Source organism: Flexivirga lutea (assembly GCF_054778955.1).
The window spans coordinates 915,052-931,745 of the sequence record NZ_BAAGZB010000002.1; the positions used below are offsets into that span (position 1 = coordinate 915,052).

At 69.9% G+C, this 16,694-nt stretch carries 13 protein-coding genes; 10 read left to right on the forward strand and 3 right to left on the reverse strand.

The window, feature by feature from the left end; translation table 11 throughout:
* Nucleotides 1-2: 2 nt before the first annotated feature.
* Together hpnH and ACYVBN_RS10765 are read left to right on the forward strand one after the other, a co-directional pair.
* Nucleotides 3-1,007, forward strand: a complete 1,005-nt coding sequence (hpnH, locus tag ACYVBN_RS10760) for an adenosyl-hopene transferase HpnH (RefSeq protein ID WP_460600511.1) — start codon at nt 3-5, stop codon at nt 1,005-1,007.
* On the forward strand, nt 1,007-2,818 hold the full coding sequence (locus ACYVBN_RS10765; RefSeq protein ID WP_460600512.1) for a 1-deoxy-D-xylulose-5-phosphate synthase: 1,812 nt from the start codon (nt 1,007-1,009) through the stop codon (nt 2,816-2,818). Before hpnH ends, ACYVBN_RS10765 begins: the two co-directional genes overlap by 1 nt.
* 4 nt (nt 2,819-2,822) lie before the next feature.
* Here the strand turns inward: ACYVBN_RS10765 and ACYVBN_RS10770 are convergent, their stop codons facing one another.
* Nucleotides 2,823-4,361 carry a CCA tRNA nucleotidyltransferase gene (locus ACYVBN_RS10770; RefSeq protein WP_460600846.1) on the reverse strand — a complete coding sequence of 513 codons (1,539 nt, stop codon included), beginning with the start codon at nt 4,359-4,361 and terminating at the stop codon, nt 2,823-2,825.
* A gap of 144 nt (nt 4,362-4,505) precedes the next feature.
* On the opposite strand from ACYVBN_RS10770, the gene ACYVBN_RS10775 reads away from it, so the two are divergent.
* The 8 genes from ACYVBN_RS10775 (at nt 4,506) to trxA (ending at nt 14,326) form a co-directional block, all read left to right on the forward strand.
* Nucleotides 4,506-4,991, forward strand: a complete 486-nt coding sequence (locus ACYVBN_RS10775) for an NUDIX hydrolase (protein ID WP_460600513.1) — start codon at nt 4,506-4,508, stop codon at nt 4,989-4,991.
* Nucleotides 4,939-7,518, forward strand: coding sequence for a DUF6049 family protein (locus ACYVBN_RS10780; protein WP_460600514.1), 2,580 nt, complete (start codon nt 4,939-4,941; stop codon nt 7,516-7,518). Before ACYVBN_RS10775 ends, ACYVBN_RS10780 begins: the two co-directional genes overlap by 53 nt.
* The gene (murJ, locus tag ACYVBN_RS10785; protein WP_440282983.1) at nt 7,511-9,358 is read left to right on the forward strand and encodes a murein biosynthesis integral membrane protein MurJ; all 1,848 of its coding nucleotides are present in this window, start codon (nt 7,511-7,513) and stop codon (nt 9,356-9,358) included. The genes ACYVBN_RS10780 and murJ overlap by 8 nt, the downstream gene beginning before the upstream one ends.
* Nucleotides 9,359-9,535: 177 nt before the next feature.
* Nucleotides 9,536-11,335: a protein kinase family protein gene (locus ACYVBN_RS10790; RefSeq protein ID WP_460600515.1), complete on the forward strand. Its 1,800-nt coding sequence runs from the start codon at nt 9,536-9,538 to the stop codon at nt 11,333-11,335.
* On the forward strand, nt 11,332-11,889 hold the full coding sequence (gene sigM / locus ACYVBN_RS10795; protein WP_440282985.1) for an RNA polymerase sigma factor SigM: 558 nt from the start codon (nt 11,332-11,334) through the stop codon (nt 11,887-11,889). The genes ACYVBN_RS10790 and sigM overlap by 4 nt, the downstream gene beginning before the upstream one ends.
* Before the next feature lie 141 nt (nt 11,890-12,030).
* Nucleotides 12,031-12,738, forward strand: coding sequence for a hypothetical protein (locus tag ACYVBN_RS10800; RefSeq protein ID WP_460600516.1), 708 nt, complete (start codon nt 12,031-12,033; stop codon nt 12,736-12,738).
* 221 nt (nt 12,739-12,959) lie between these two features.
* The gene (gene trxB, locus ACYVBN_RS10805; RefSeq protein WP_440282987.1) at nt 12,960-13,937 is read left to right on the forward strand and encodes a thioredoxin-disulfide reductase; all 978 of its coding nucleotides are present in this window, start codon (nt 12,960-12,962) and stop codon (nt 13,935-13,937) included.
* 59 nt (nt 13,938-13,996) lie between these two features.
* Nucleotides 13,997-14,326, forward strand: a complete 330-nt coding sequence (gene trxA / locus ACYVBN_RS10810; protein WP_440282988.1) for a thioredoxin — start codon at nt 13,997-13,999, stop codon at nt 14,324-14,326.
* A 191-nt stretch (nt 14,327-14,517) separates the two neighbouring features.
* Here the strand turns inward: trxA and ACYVBN_RS10815 are convergent, their stop codons facing one another.
* Together ACYVBN_RS10815 and ACYVBN_RS10820 are read right to left on the reverse strand one after the other, a co-directional pair.
* Entirely contained in the window at nt 14,518-15,660 is a 1,143-nt protein-coding gene (locus ACYVBN_RS10815) for a ParB/RepB/Spo0J family partition protein (protein ID WP_460600517.1), read from the reverse strand.
* Nucleotides 15,657-16,691 (reverse strand): ParA family protein, encoded by a 1,035-nt coding sequence (locus ACYVBN_RS10820; RefSeq protein WP_460600847.1) that lies wholly within the window; start codon nt 16,689-16,691, stop codon nt 15,657-15,659. Before ACYVBN_RS10820 ends, ACYVBN_RS10815 begins: the two co-directional genes overlap by 4 nt.
* Between the last annotated feature and the right edge of the window lie 3 nt (nt 16,692-16,694).

The window sequence follows — 16,694 nt, forward strand, 5'->3', positions numbered from 1 at the left end:
CCATGCCCCACATGCCCTTCCACCAGTCCGTCCGCCTCGGGCAGTACCTACTGAAGCAGAAGCTCGCCGGACGGGAAAAATACCCGCTGCTGGTGGAGCTCGAGCCGCTCTTCGCCTGCAACCTCAAGTGCGTCGGCTGCGGCAAGATCCAGGAGCCGGCCTCCATGCTCAAACAACGCATGCCGGTCGAACAGGCGGTGGCCGCCATCGAGGAGTGCGGCGCACCGATGGTCTCCATCGCCGGCGGTGAACCGTTGATGCACCCGCAGATCCACGAGATCGTGCAGGAGCTGCTGGACCGCAAGAAGATCGTTTTCCTGTGCACCAACGCGTTGCTGATGAAGCGGCACATCGACAAGTTCACGCCGCACCGCAACTTCTCCTGGATGGTCCACGTCGACGGGATGAAGGAGCGGCACGACGCGTCGGTCAGCCACGAGGGCGGCTTCGAGGCAGCCATCGAGGCGATCAAGCTGGTCCAGTCGCGCGGCTTCCGGGTGATGACGAACACCACTGTGTTCAACAGTGATTCACCGCAGGACGTCATCGACATCCTCAATTACCTCAATGACGAGGTCAAGGTCGACAACATGCAGATCGCCCCCGGCTACGCCTACTGGAAGGCGCCGGACCAGGAGGGCTTCCTGGGCGTCGAGGAGACCCGCACGCTCTTCGCCAAGGCCTTCGGCGAGGGCCGCCGCAAGAAGTGGCGGCTCAACCACTCGCCGCTCTTCCTCGACTTCCTGGAGGGCAAGGTCGACTACGAGTGCACGCCGTGGGCCATCCCGTCATACAGCCTGAAGGGATGGCAGCGTCCTTGCTACCTGCTCGACGACGGCTACGTGTCGACCTATGAGGAGCTCATCCAGGACACCGACTGGGAGGCGTTCGGCCGCGGCAAGGACGAGCGTTGCGCGAACTGTATGGCGCACTGCGGCTACGAACCCACCGCGGTCATCGCCACCACCAACTCGTTGCGGCAGACCATCCGGGCGGCGGTGGCGTGATGTCGTCGCCGGACCTGTTGCGTCACGTCACCTCACCCGGTGACCTCAAGGTGCTGCCGGAGACGGCGCTCCCCGAGCTGGCCGCACAGATCCGGCGGCGACTGATCGACGTCGTCACCCGCACCGGCGGCCACCTGGGTCCCAACCTCGGCGTCGTCGAGCTCACCATCGCGCTGCACCGCACGTTCGACGCCCCGCACGACGCCATCGTGTGGGACACCGGACACCAGAGTTACGTGCACAAGATGCTCACCGGCCGGGACGACCGTCTCGAGCAACTGCGGTCCGCGGGCGGCCTGTCCGGCTATCCGTGCCGCGGGGAGAGCGACTGCGACATCGTCGAGAACTCCCACGCCTCCACGGCCCTGTCGTATGCCGACGGGCTGTCGCGCGGTTCCGAGCTGATCGGGCGCGGTCGACGGGTGGTCGCCGTGATCGGCGACGGCGCGCTCACCGGAGGTATGGCGTGGGAGGCTCTCAACAATCTCGGCGCGAGCAACCGGTCGGTGGTCGTGGTGCTCAACGACAACGGACGCTCCTACGACCCGACCGTCGGGGCCATGGCGCACCACCTGCACCAGCTGCGCGAGGGCACCGCCTCGTCGAACCTGCTGGAAGCACTGGGTTTCCACTACATCGGCCCGGTCGACGGACACTGCTTCAAGGCACTGCACCGGGCACTGGACGAGGCGCGTGCCCAGTCCGGCCCCGTCGTGGTGCACGTGCTGACCCGCAAGGGCAAGGGTCATCCGCCGGCGGAGCAGGACCAAGCGGACCGGATGCACAGCGTGAGTCCAGCACCGATCCCTTCAGCAGTGAGCCGCGATGCGGTCGGAGCCGCCCGATCCGAAGCGTGGACAATGGTTTTCGGTGCCGAGCTGGCAGCCATCGGCGAGGAACGCTCCGACGTCGTCGCCCTCACCGCGGCGATGCGCCTGCCGACCGGGCTCGGTCCCTTCGGGGAGCGTTTCCCGCACCGGATCGTCGACGTGGGCATCGCCGAGCAGCACGCCGTCACCTGTGCGGCGGGGCTGGCCACCTCGGGCCTGCACCCGGTGGTGGCGATCTACTCCACCTTCCTGGGTCGAGCCTTCGACCAGGTGCTGATGGATGTCGGATTGCACCGGCTGCCAGTCACTTTCGTGCTCGACAGATCGGGCATCACCGGCCCGGACGGTCCGTCGCACCACGGCATCTGGGACGTGTCGATGCTGCGCGGCGTGCCCGGCATCCGGATCGCGGCGCCGCGTGACGCCATACGCCTCCGGGAGCTGCTGCGGGAGGCGCTGGCCCACGACGACGGACCCACGGTGCTGCGCTATCCCAAGGGCAGTGCGCCGCAACCGGTGAGCGTGCACACCCGGCTCGGCCCGGTCGACCTGCTGACGCCGCATCACGCGGACGCCCAGGTGCTCCTGGTCTCCAGCGGTCCGCTGGCGACGGTCGCGGTCGACGCTGCCCGGCGGCTGGCCGGCATGGGCGTCTCGGTCACGGTCGCCGACCCGCGCTGGATCCACCCGGTGGCGCCGGAGCTGATGTCCATGGTCGCGGAGCACAAGGTGGCGATCACGTTGGAGGACAACGCCATTGGTGGTGGTCTGGGAGCGGCGCTGTCCATGGCGGCACACCAGGAGGGCCTGTCGACCCGCGTCATACCGCTCGGCGTGCCGGTGGAGTTCGTCCCCGCCGGCGAGCGGTCCACCCTGCTGGCCGACTACGGCCTGGACACCGACCATGTAGTCGACACCGTGCTCGCGGCGCGCTGGCGGCGTGGGTCGAAGCACGCGGCACCCACCCTCGTCAGCGGCTGACCACCTACTCGGCACCTTCTTCGGCCCACCAGCGCAGCAACTCCGCGCGGGCGGCGTCCTGCCCCACCGGGCCGTTGTCGAGACGGAACGCCAGCAGGTGCTGGTAGGCCCGGCCGAGCACCGGCCCGGGCCGGATGCCGAGCGTCTCGGCGATCTCGTTGCCGTTCAGCTCGGGGCGGACGGCGTCCAGCTCCTCCTGCTCGCGCAGCGCGGCGATCCGCACCTCCAGGCTGTCGTATGCCGCCGACAGCGCCGCCGCCTTGCGGCGGTTGCGGGTCGTGCAGTCGGACCGGGTGAGCAGGTGCAGCCGGGACAGCAGCGGCCCGGCATCGGTGATGTACCGGCGCACGGCCGAGTCGGTCCACTGCGAGTCGACGCCGCCCGAGCGGTCCCGGGAGGGGACGCCCGGGCCGCCATACCCGTGGAAGCGCAGGTGCAGCTCGGTCAGCCGGGACACCTGCTTGATCGTCTCCTTGTCGAAGCGCAGCTCCCGCAGCCGCTTGCGGACCAGCTTGGCCCCGACCATCTCGTGGTGGTGGAAGGAGACCCCGCCGCCCTTCTCGAAGCGGCGCGTCGCCGGTTTGCCGATGTCGTGCAACAGCGCCGCCAGCCGCAGGACCAGGTCCGGACCGGGCACCAGTTCCGGCTCCTGCAGACCCGGCACGACCCGCGGTCCCTCCAGCGCCATCGCCTGCTCGAGCACGGTCAGTGAGTGTTCGTAGACGTCCTTGTGCCGGTGGTGCTCGTCCACCTCCAGCCGCAGGGCGGGCAGCTCGGGCAGCACGTGGTCGGCGATGCCGGTGTCGACCAGCAGGGTCAGCCCGGCCCGCGGGTCCGGCGCGAGCAGCAGTTTCACCAGTTCGTCGTGCACCCGCTCGGCGGAGATCATCTCGATCGACCCGGCCAGCTCGGTCATCGCCGCACGCACCCGGGGGTCGACGGTGAAGCCCAGCTGGGCAGCGAACCGTGCCGCCCGCATCATCCGCAGCGGGTCGTCCCCGAAGGACACCTGCGGCGTCGACGGCGTCATCAGCGAGCGCGCAGCGAGCGCGCCCATCCCGTCATACGGGTCGACGAACTCCAGGTCGGGCAGACGCAGCGCCATCGCGTTGACGGTGAAATCCCGGCGCACCAGGTCCTCGGTCAACGAGTCGCCGAAGCTCACCACCGGCTTGCGGGTCTGCCGGTCGTAGGCGTCGGCGCGGTAGGTCGTCACCTCGACGATCGTGTCGCCCTTGCGGGCGCCGATGGTGCCGAAGTCGCGCCCGATGTCCCAGGTGGTGTCGGCCCAGGGCTCGAGCAGGGCCTCGATCCGGTCGGGTCGTGCGGAGGCCGTCAGGTCCAGGTCGGTCGACTCCCGTCCCAGGAACGCATCGCGCACCGGGCCGCCCACCAGTGCCACCTCGTGACCGTCGGCGGTGAAGATGCCGCCGAGCTCCTGCAGCAGCGGCAGCACCGGTGCCAGGTGCGCGACCGCGCGTCGCTGCAGCTGGGTTGCGGCGGTCGTCCGGGGTGTCGTCGGGGGTGTCGTCGGGGGTGTCACGGAATCGTCGGGGTGGGGCGTCGGCACCACCACAGGGTAGGGGCGCCCGAGCGACTCGTGATACAGGCCCCGAGGCGGGTGCGGGCAGCCGTCCCGTTCGTCCGATCGGCTCACGTCCCGGCGAGTCCGGTTTAGAGTGTCGAGATGAGCCTCTATCCACCGCGCACCGACCGCCCCGTGCGGCGGCTGCCTGCCGTGGAGGAGACCTCGGCCGGTGGCGTCATCATCGACGTGGCGGGTGGCTACGCCTGGATCGCGCTCATCGCGCGGCACAACCGGGCCGGCCGATTGGAGTGGTGCCTGCCCAAGGGCCACGCGGAGCCGGGCGAAACACTGGTCGAGACGGCGGTTCGCGAAGTCCAGGAGGAAACAGGCATCATCGGACGTGCCCTGGTCACCCTGGGCACGATCGATTATTGGTTCAGCACCCCGCAGTTGCGCATTCACAAGCGGGTCCATCACTACATGTTGGAGGCACTCGGTGGCGAGATCAGCATCGACGGCGACCCCGATCACGAGGCCGTCGACGCGCGCTGGTTCCGCCTGGACCGTGTGCAGCGGAAGCTGACCTTCCCCAATGAGCGACGCATCGTCCAAACAGCCTGGCAATACCTGGCGCCGACGGCCTGACCACCGGCCGGGTCACCCACTCGCTCTCGGGGCCGCCCTGCTCGCCCTCCTGCTCGGGCTGTTCGCCGTCGGTGTGACGGCAGGTATGTCGCCCGCCGCTGCTGCGCCCTCCGCGGCCGCGACGGCGGCGCCGAAGTCGTCGACTGCCCGGATCAGCCTGGGCGCCAACCTGCCGGCCGTCTCATCCGCCGGGCAGGCGGTCACCGTCACCGGCACCATCACCAACATCGGGTCGGCCACCCTGGACAACCCGGTGGTGCACGTCTCGGTCAGCGGCGACCACCTGCTCGACACACGCAGCGCCGCGGACGGCTGGATCTCGGGGACGCTCGACGTCCCATTGACCGAGGTCGCGTCCGGCAGGGCCGGCGCCCTGGCGCCCGGCAGCAGCACGCCGTTCTCGGTCACCATCCCCGGCAAGAAGCTGTCCTACGACTACGGCCTGGCCTCCTTGCCGATGACCGTCACGGTCACCGACGGCGGGCCGGCCGCCTCCGCCATACGGGGTATGGCGCGCAGCGCCCTGCAGCTGCAGAACTCCGCGGTCACGTCGCCGTTGCGGGTGAGCATCGTCGTGCCGCTGACCCTGCCGGCCGATCCGGACCTCTTCGGGCCGACCGGGTCCGCGCGGGCGGCGGCGTGGGAGCGCGCGGTCGGACCCGACTCGCTGGTGCAACGCACCTTGGACGCGTTGGCCGGCGACCCGGTCGTCTTCGCGGTGGACCCGGCGCTGATCGACCCCCCGGCACCCTCCGACGACAACGTCCCCTCCGCCGCGGCCAGTGCCTCGAGCCCCTCGTCGAGCCCCTCGTCGAATTCGTCGGCGGGGTCGCCGTCCGGCGCCACGGGATCGCCGGAGCAGTCGTCGTCCCCGGCGTCGACCGGAGCATCGGCGGGGTCCACCGGTGCGGGGTCCACCGGTGCGGGGTCCACCGACCGGGCCTCCGGCCGCGGCGGCACGCCCGACCCGACGAGCACCGCATCGGGCGCGGCGAGCGGCTCGGGCACGCCGTCGTCGTCGGCTTCGTCACCATCTTCCTCCTCGTCCTCTTCCTCGTCGTCACCGTCGCCCTCCTCCTCGCAGACCAGCACCCCGCCGGACACCCCCCAGGGCCGGATCGACGCGGCGGTGGACGGGCTCACCGACCGGCTCACCGGGCTGGGCTCCGAGCAGTCCGTGTGGTGGCTGCCCTCGGACGACCCGGACCTGACCGCGTTGCACGGCCTGGGCAAGCCGGGGCAGTCGCTGGTGTCGCGTGACTTCGCGCGCGCCCTGCCCGACCGGGTCACCGCGCTCGGTGGCGTCCGGCTCGTCTGGCCGACCGGCGACCTGCCCGGCGCGGCCGTCAGTTCCTACACCACGCAACTCGCCGCCGGCAGCAAGGCCCGAGCCGTCGCCCTGCTGCCCCAACGCGCCGTCCGGCGACCGGACGCCCCGACCGCCATCTATCGCGCCGCCGGCACCTCCGGTGTCCTGACGTATGACGAGTCGCTGTCCGGTGTCTTCAGCGGGGCCAGCACTTCGCCGGGCGCGCGGACCGGTCGGCTACTGACCCAGCTGCTCGCTCTCTACCAGCAGTCACCGGGCACACCGCGGTCGATCGCACTGGTGGCGCCCCGTTCCGGCGGTGCCAACCCGACCCAGCTGGCGGCCCGGATCGACGCGCTCCAGACGGCCGGTTGGGTGGGCCTGCGGACCGGCGCGCAGTCGACCGCTGCCCTGCGCACGGCTCCGGTGACCACCCTGTTGAAGACCCCTGCCCAGGGCGGCTCGACACCGACCGTCCCGGCGAAAGCCGTCACGGCCGACGAGCTCGCCGCCCTGCACGATGCTCGGGCGGACCTGTCCGCCCTGCAGAGCGTTCTGGTCGGCGGTGACGACGTCATACCCGAACGGAAGCGGGCACTGGACATCATCGGCTCCACGCGCTGGCGCGGCGGCGCCGCGAAGTTGCACGTCGTCGCCGATCGGGACCATGCCGCGGTCGTGGCCATGCTGCACAAGCTGAGCATCCGCTCGTCCACGATCAATTTCTTCGCCGACTCCGGCGACATCAGCCTCACCGTCTCCAACGAACTCAACCGGCCGGTGCACGACGTCCAGGTGGAGCTGCAACGGCGCAAGTACCTCGTCCGGGTCACCGACTCGCCGCAGCAGGTCGACATCGGTGCCGGTGCCCGCGCCGCCGTCCATTTCCACATCGAGGCGGTCGGTGGCGGCACGGTGCCGCTGGACGCGGTGCTGCGGGCACCCGACGGGACGGCGTTGACCGACACGGACGCGCCGGCACAGCTGAAGATCAACGTGCACCCGACCTCCGGGTGGATCATGTGGGTACTCGGCGTCCTCGCCGCACTGATCCTCGCGATCGGCCTGTGGCGCGCCGTACGCCGAGGTCCGCGGACCGCCTCCGAGCAGCCGGTGGCCACGGACGCGCCGACCCCGGAGGACGCCATCGTCGATGCCGGCGAGACCACCGCACAGCAGACCACAGATCGAGGCGAGGGCAGCGACACCGATGACTGACGAGAGCCGACCCAGCCTGGGCCAGCTGTACGCCGAGTCGGACCTGCGCGCCCAGGTCCAGCAGAACGCGCCCGAAAGCCAGGGCAGCCTCGGTTCGCTGTATGCCGCCTGGATGGGCGAGGACTCCGGCTATCTGCCGATGCCCGACCCGGAGGTCGTCCGGGCCCGCCGGGACGCGATCGCCCGGGGTGCGGACCCGGATGCGCTGCCGCAGGCGCCCGCCGCGGCGGCACCGGCACCGGCGCCCGAGGGGGGCATCGGCCGGGCCAGCGCGGTGATGGCCGCGGGCACCCTGGTCTCCCGCGCGCTCGGCTTCGTGCGCACCATCCTGATGGCCGCGGTCATCATCGGCGTGGCCGGCAACGTCTGGGAGACCTCCAACAAGATCCCGAACCAGATCTATCTGCTGCTGGCCGGCGGCGTCATCAACGCGGTGCTGGTCCCGCAGATCACCCGCGCGCTGAAGGACCCGGACGGAGGCAAGGCCTACACCGACCGGATCCTCACGCTCGCCATGTCGATCCTGCTCGGCGCGACCGTGCTCTTCATGGTGGCTTCCCCGCTGGTCTTCAAGATCGGCTACGTCCATGCCAGCGGCGACACCTGGCGTCTGGGCATCCTTTTCACCCTCATCTGTATGCCGCAGCTGTTCTTCTACGGTCTCTACACTCTGCTCGGCGAGATCCTCAACGCCCGCAGCCGGTTCGGCGCACTCATGTGGTCCCCGGCACTGGCGAACGTCTTCGCGATCGCCGGCATCGTCTGGCTGCTCGCACAGCACCATCGGGAGGTCGGCGACCCGTCCCGGTGGACGACGTCGATGGTGGTGATCTTCGCCGGATCGGCGACACTGGGCATCGTCGCCCAGGCGGTGGTGCTGATCATCCCGTTGCGACGGTCCGGCTACACCTGGGCGCCCAACTTCTCCTTCCGCGGGGTGGGGTTGCGCAACACGTCCACGATCGCGGGGTGGGCGTTCGCGGCGGTCATCGTGCAGCAGCTCGGCGTCTTCCTGGTCACCGGAAACCTGCTCAACGGGATCGGCTCGGCCAACCAGGCGCAGGGTTACGCATTCCTCTTCTTCATGCTGCCGCACTCCTTGGTGACCCTCAGCCTGGTCACCGCGCTCTTCACCCGCATGTCACGAGCCGCCCACGAGGGACGCACCCGCGCAGTGGCCCAGGACACCGAGTTCAGCCTGCGGTTGTCCTCCGTGGCGACCATGCCGGCGACCTTCGGTGCGTTGGTGGCCGCCGGGCCGCTGGCCGCCGCCTTCTACCCGCCCATCGCCACCGCGGTCGAGCGACAGACGATCGCGCTGCTGATCGGCCTGGTGCCGTTCACGGTGTGCGTCGTCGTGCAGCGCGCGCTCTTCGCCTACCAGGACGCCAAGACGCCGTTCAAGATGCAGGTGTGGTGCACCATCATCACCAGTGTGCTGGCCGTGCCGTGCGTCCTACTGCCGGACGACTGGCGGGGTTTCGGCGTCTGCCTGGCCGGATCGATCGCCTACTTCGTCGAGGCGACCATCGGCTACCGCTGGCTGCGGGACCAGCAGCTGCCCGGCTTGCGGATGGTCGGCGTCGCGCAGACGTGGGCCCGTCTCGCCGTCGCCTCGGTGATCGCGGTGGCGATCGCGTTCGCCGCCCGGTACGGCACCGGACTGGTCACCGGCCACGACACTCGCATCGCCAACTTCATCGTCTTCGCCGTCGCCGCGGCCGTCTTCCTCGTCCTCTATGTGCTGTTCTCCCGTCGGCTGCACGTGAAGGAGGTCGAGGAACTCATCGGCGCGGTGTCCGGCCGGCTCGGCGGCGTACGACGACTGATCGGTCGCTGACGGCTGCCGATCCGCCGTCCGCGCCGCGGATCGGGCTTCCCGGCGCGTGTCCCCGCCGGACTGCGCCGGTCGGCCTTTTAGGATGTGGCCGATGCGTGCGCGGCGGCGACGGGCACGGATCACCATGGGAGCCGCGCCGACGCGGCACACGAACGGCGAACAGGGAGCGTTGGTCAGGTGCAAGCCATCGGCGAGAACACCGTGCTGGCGCAGCGCTACACGCTGACCCGCAAGCTGGCGGGACGTGGTGACCAGGAGTTGTGGATCGCCACCGACGCCACGTTGGGCCGGGAAGTGACCGCCACCGTCTTCGCAGCGGACTCCGACCACGCCGAAGCGGCCCTGGACAGTGCCCGCCGCGCCGCGGGTGTGGAGGACCGTCACCTGCCGCGCGTGCTCGACGTCGGCACGCAGGACGGGACGGCATACGTCATCACCGAGGCGCTGCACGGCGCCGACTCGATCGCCGCCATGCTGCAGTTCGACCCGTTGCCCGCCGAGGAGGTGCGCCGGATGGTCGGCGAGGCCGCCAGTGGTCTCGGCGCCGCCTCGGCGCGCGGTCTGCACCACCTGCAGCTGACACCGCACGACATCGTCACCTCACCCGACGGTGCCGTGTCCGTGCTCGGCCTGCCCACCGACGCCGCCCTCGCCGGCGCGGACGAACTCTCCTCGGAGGAAGCCTCCCGCGCCGACACCGTGGCGCTCGTGCAGATCGTGTATGCCGGGCTGACCCGCCGCTGGCCGGGTGAGGAGTCGGTGCCCGGTCTGCAGGACGTCACCCGCCGCGCGGACGGCGAGCTCCCGGCTCCCAGCGAGCTGGTGTCCGGAGTGCCCGGCGACCTGGACACGCTGTGCCGGACCACGCTGGGCGCCGACGAGGGTCCCCGCACTCCGGGCGAGCTCGCCCGGCAGCTGGCACCCTGGTCCTCCGAGCGGGTGACCACCTCGACCCGCCGGACGACCGGCTCGGGTCGCCGGCCCGGTGCGACCCTGGCCGCCGTGCCCGGTGGCGGCCGCGGGGCGCCCGCCGGGACCGGCTCGGCCGACGACGATCGAGCTCTCGAGGAGCGGGCCCACGACGAGGCACCGGCCACCGAGGCCGTCCCGACCCGGACCGCGCTGCCGCGGGCCGGCGTGGCCACGGCCGCCGGCAATGGCAGCACCGACACCGGCGACGAGACGGCGCAGATCTCCGGCGCCGATCTGGCGCGGGCCCGCGCACGCGCCGCAGCGCCGCGGGACGATCTGGACGACGATTTCGGTGGCGACCCCAGGGGCGACTACGACCCGTCGTTCACCGATCTCGAACCACCGGTTCCCGGCCTGGACGGTCACTTCGAGGCCGACAACCAGAGCAGCCGGCTGGCGCTGGTGATCGTCGGCCTGCTGGTCGTCGTCGCCGTGGTCTTCGCTGCGATCGGGCTGCGCGGCATCGGCGGCTCGTCCAAGCCCTCGACCAGCAGTACCTCCGCGGGCGCCGCCACGTCGTCGGGGAGTGCCTCGGCATCGGCGTCCAGGACCACGAGCGCAAAGCCCACACCGACCGCCACACCGGTGACCATCCAGCGCGTGACGTCATACGGCATCAACGGCGGCGACAACTCCCGACTGGCCGCCAAGGCCGCCGACGAGGACCCCGGTTCCTACTGGCAGAGCTACGACTACAGCACCGCCGACGGCCGCGGCGGCGGCCAGGGCACCGGGCTCCTGCTCGACCTGGGGAGCGTGCAGACCGTCGGCAGCGTGAAGATCACCACCACCGGTGGTCCGTCGACGATCAAACTCTTCGTCAGCGACCACATCGAGCCGGTGAGCTCGCGTGACCCGGAGACCACGTTGACCGGCCAGGGCACCCAGACCGCGCAGCTGAACGGCGTCCAGGCGAGATACATCACCATCTGGGTCACCAAGCTCAGCAAGCAGGACAACGGCCGGTTCCAGGAGCGCATCAACGACGTCAAGGTCTACCCGTGACCGAGCTGGCCGGGACCAACGACCGGGACCTGCTGGCGGCACACTGTGCGGGCGATCCCGACGCGTTCGGCGAACTCTTCCGGCGGCACAAGGACCGCATGTGGGCGGTCGCGCTGCGCACCACCCGCGACCCGGAGATCGCCGCCGACGCCGTCCAGGACGGCTTCATCTCGGCGTTCCGCCGCGCAGACTCCTTCCGCGGCGACGCTCAGGTGACGACCTGGCTGCACCGCATCATCGTCAACGCCTGCCTGGACCGGCTGCGCCGGATCAAACCGACCTCGGAGCTACCGGAGTACGACCTGGCCGACCGGCACGACGTGCACGGCAGCACGGTCGTGCGGTTGGACGTGCAGGAGGCGCTGGGCAAGATCCCCGAGGGACAGCGGCTGGCGCTGACGCTGGTGGACATGCAGGGTCTGCCGGTGGCCGAGGCCGCGCAGGTGCTCGGCGTCGCCGAGGGCACCATCAAGTCCCGGTGCGCACGCGGCCGTTCGGCACTGGCCGAGCTGCTGCGCGACAAGCACGGGGACGGTTACGCCGGCGGCACCTGATGAGGGAGGGAACCGCAGGGTCCGCTCGCACGTCGGACCCTGGACTGATGGTGGTCTCCTCACCACCGGACTGCCCCCGGGCAGCACGGAACCATGCCCTGGCATTCGTCGTCCCAGCTACTGAACCGATTGGAGGAAGCCGTGACGACACCTCCCGATGACGACTTCGAGAACGATCCGACAGGTATGCGCGACCTGTTGCGTTCGCTGCCCGCTCCCGGGCCGATGCCGCAGGATGTCCAGGACCGGATCACCGCTGCCCTGGCGCAGGAACGCACCGGCGGCCAGCAGGAGCACCCCAACGTCACCCCGCTGACCCGCACCGGGCGCTCCGGCGACCGGTCGGGCCGGCGACGCTGGATGCCGGCCGTCGGCGGTCTGGTGGCCGCGGCCGCTGTGGCAGCCGTGGCGGTGGTCGGTGTCAACGCGCTGCGGCACGACAACGCGCCGGTGACGGCCCTCCCGTCCGGGAGCGCCCAGCACACCATCAGCACCGCCCAGCTCGCCGATCGCGTGCAGGTGGAGAGCACCGGCACCCATTACACCGGGGCGTCCTTCGACACCCAGGCGGCGAGTATGGCGAACGGCACGGCTGGCCAATCTCCGGACGCCTCGCTGCTGGCGCAGTTCGGTGCGCTCGCCAAACCGCAGGCCATCGTGCAGTGCGTACGCACCATCGGTGGCTCGCTGCTGGACGATCCGTCGAGCATCAAGGTCGATCTGGCCACGTATGACGGCAAGCCCGCCTTGATCATCGTGGTCACCAACCACGGCACGAAGACCGCGTTCGCGGTCTCGTCCAGCTGCAGCAAGGACTCCCGGCCCTACGCAGCGCCGCGCGCGCTCTGAGGCTCCGCGAAAAACGACGTCGCTGCACGTTCCCCCCGCACTCCGGATGGTCACACCCCCGGCGTCCGTCTGCGGTGAGAACACCACGCCTGGAGCACATGTACGGCACGGAACATTCCCGACATACCATCTGTTGTGCTCTACGAGCCCGCCGAGCGGGCGGACCACCGCCGACCCGGTCGGGCGCAGCCCCGACCAACTGCCGAAAGTTAGGACACTCCGTGAGCGAGCCTCGCAACCTGATCATCATCGGTTCCGGGCCGGCCGGTTACACCGCCGCCGTGTATGCCGCCCGCGCCAACCTGCACCCGCTGGTGTTCGAGGGGTCGGTCACCGCCGGCGGTGCGCTGATGAACACCACCGAGGTCGAGAACTACCCGGGTTTCGCCGGGGGCATCATGGGACCCGAGCTGATGATGCAGATGCGTGAACAGGCTGAACGCTTCGGCGCCGACCTCGTCCGCGACGACGTCACGTCGGTCGACCTGACCGGAGACATCAAGCGGATCACCGACGGCGAGGGCAACGTGCACGAGGCGCACGCGGTCATCCTCGCCATGGGTTCGGCCTACCGCGAGCTCGGACTGGAGGACGAGAAGCGGCTGTCCGGTCACGGCGTCTCGTGGTGCGCCACCTGTGACGGCGCCTTCTTCCGCGATCAGGACATCATGGTCGTCGGTGGCGGCGACTCGGCCATCGAGGAAGCCACCTTCCTGACCCGCTTCGCCCAGAAGGTCACCGTGGTGCACCGCCGCGACGAGCTGCGCGCATCCAAGATCATGGCCGACCGCGCCCTGTCGCACGACAAGATCGACTTCGCCTGGAACAGCCAGGTCACCGGCATCCACGGCGACCCGAAGGTCAGCTCGGTGACTCTCACCGACACTCGCACCGGCGAGACCCGCGAGGTCGACACCTCCGCAGTGTTCGTCGCCATCGGGCACCTGCCGCGCAATGAGCTTGTCGTGGGTCAGGTGGACACTGACGACGAGGGTTACGTGCTGGTCGCTCAGGGCACCACGGCGACCAACCTGCCGGGCGTCTTCGCCTGCGGCGACCTGGTCGACCACACCTACCGTCAGGCGATCACCGCTGCCGGCACCGGCTGCTCGGCGGCGCTCGACGCCGAGCGTTTCCTGGCCGCGCGGGACGAGGCGGGCGCACCCTCTGCGGACGCCGCCCAGACCGTCAACGCCTGAAACCTCTTATTTCCCAAGGCCTTTCGGCATACATCATCACAATGAAAGGAACATCCGACATGGGTGCGAACACCAAGGACACCTCCGACGCCACCTTCGAGGCCGACGTTCTCAAGAGCGACAAGCCAGTGCTCGTCGACTTCTGGGCGCCCTGGTGCGGACCGTGCAAGATGATCGCTCCGATCATCGACGAGATTGCCGAGGCGAACGCCGACAAGCTGACCGTCGTCAAGCTCAACACCGACGACAACCCGGCCACCTCCGCCAAGTACGGCATCACCGGCATCCCGACGCTGAACGTCTACCAGAACGGTGAGGTCGTCAAGAGCATCGTCGGCGTCATGCCGAAGCCGAAGCTGGTCAAGGAGCTCGAGCCCTTCATCGGCTGAGTTCCTCTCGCTTCACCAGCGGTGTCCCCGAAGTGTGTTCGGGGACACCGCTTTTCGCTTGTCCTGCAGCAACTGGCCGCCGCGTGTGATGTGAGTGGGTTGCGAGGTGGCCAACTCGCCACCCCTCGGTGATCACCTCGTCCTGTTGGCCATCACGCGTGGTCTCGAGCTGCTGCTTCGTCGCTCCTCGATCAGCGTTCGCTGTGGACGCCGAGCTGGTCCATGATGCGGTTCAGATCCTCGACGCTGGCGAACTCGACGGTCAGCTTGCCGCGGCTCTTGCCGAGGGAGATCTTGACCCGGGTGTCGAGTTGATCTGACAGGCTTGCCGCCAGATTGTCCAGCTGCGGGTGGTGCTGGCCGGCGCGCGGCGACCGCCGGGTCGCACGTTCCTTGTCACCGCCGAGCGCGACGATCTCCTCCGTGCTGCGAACAGACAGCCCCTCGGCAACGATGCGCTGGGCGAGGCGCTCCATCGCGGCCGCGTCCGGCAACCCGAGCAGGGCGCGGGCGTGCCCGGCGGACAGCACACCGGCGGCAACGCGTCGCTGCACCAGCGCGGGCAACTTCAGCAGGCGCAGGGTGTTGCTGATCTGCGGGCGGGAGCGGCCGATCCGGCTGGCGAGTTCCTCGTGCGTGCAGTCGAAGTCGTCCAGCAGCTGGCCGTATGCCGCGGCTTCCTCCAGCGGGTTCAGTTGGGCACGATGCAGGTTCTCCAGCAACGCGTCGCGCAGCATGTCGTCGTCGTCGGTGCTGCGGATAATGGCCGGGATCGTCGCCTTCTCCGCACCCCGGCTGGCGCGCAGCCGGCGCTCGCCCATGATGAGCTCGTACCCGACGCCCGCCTCGGCGGCATCAGCGGCGGTCAGCTTCCGCACCACGATCGGCTGGAGCACGCCAATCTCACGCACGCTGTGCACCAGCTCGGCCAGTTCGTCCTCGTCGAAGACGGTCCGCGGTTGACGCGGGTTGGGCCGGATCTGGTCTACCGGCAGCTCGGCGAAGGTCGCGCCGGGCACTTCCTGCAACTGGTCGTCAGAGGCGTTGGTCGCCGTCGACGGATCCTCCACCTCGTTCGTGCCGGCGTCGAGCATCGCCGAGCCTTCGGGCGCCGCACCGGTGATCGAGTCCGCCGCTGCGCCTTCCGCAACTGCGGACCGTGCCATGTTTCCCGTGAAACGCTCACTGGAATCCTGGTGCTGGGCGGCGGTAGCCACCGAACCACCGCCGGGGAAGAAGACGTCGGACGGTCGGGGCATGCCGGTGGTCGGTGCGGGTGCCGTCGGTATCAGTGCGCCCAGCCCACGTCCGAGTCCGCGTCGTTTTTCGCTCACTGGTCGATCGTAGTGCCTTGTGCGGCGAGCTCCTTGGCAGCCTCCGCGTACGAAAGCGCGCCGCTGCTCGACGGATCGTACGTGAGCACGGTCTGCCCGTGGCTCGGCGCTTCCGAGATGCGCACCGAGCGCGGGATCGACGCCCTCAGGACCTGATCGGTGAAGTGGGCACGCACTTCCTCGGCCACCTGTGCGGACAGTCGCGTGCGGGCGTCATACATGGTCAGCAGGATGGTGGAGACGTGCAGCCGAGGGTTGAGGTGCGCGCGGATCAGTTCGATGTTCTTCAGCAACTGGCTCAACCCCTCCAACGCGTAGTACTCGCACTGGATCGGGATGAACACTTCCTCGGCCGCAACGAAGGCGTTCACGGTCAGCAGGCCGAGGCTGGGCGGGCAGTCGATCAGGATGAAGTCGAAGCGCCCCGCCGGGCCGGGGTCCGCCTGATACTGATCGATGGCCCGCTTCAGCCGTGATTCACGTGCCACCAGGGACACCAGCTCGAGCTCGGCGCCGGCCAGATCGATCGTCGCCGGCGCGCACCACAGGCCGGGTATGTCCGGGCACTCCTGCAGCACGCCGGCGAGTTCGTCGTCGTCGACCACGACGTCGTAAATGCTCGGGACCTCGGCGTGATGCGGTATGCCGAGCGCCGTGCTCGCGTTGCCCTGCGGGTCGATGTCGATGACCAGCACGCGCAGACCGAACTGGGCCAGTGCCGCCGCCACATTGACCGTCGTCGTGGTCTTGCCCACCCCGCCCTTCTGGTTCGAGATGGTGAGGATCCGCGGTTGCGCGGGCGCATGGACAGCGCCTTGCGCCAGCCGCTCGCGCCGCCGCGCCTCGTCCACCAGTTGATCGGCGAGCGGGGATGCGGTGGGCGTCTCCGTGACGGGAGGCGCGGTCGCTGTGTCCTCGGCCGCGCCCGCGACGGTGGTTTCACGGGAAACGCTCGACGGCACCGTTTCACGGGAAACATCGCCGGCAGCCGGGACGACGTGACGCGCTGCTTCGGTCGCCCCCGCGGGCACGGG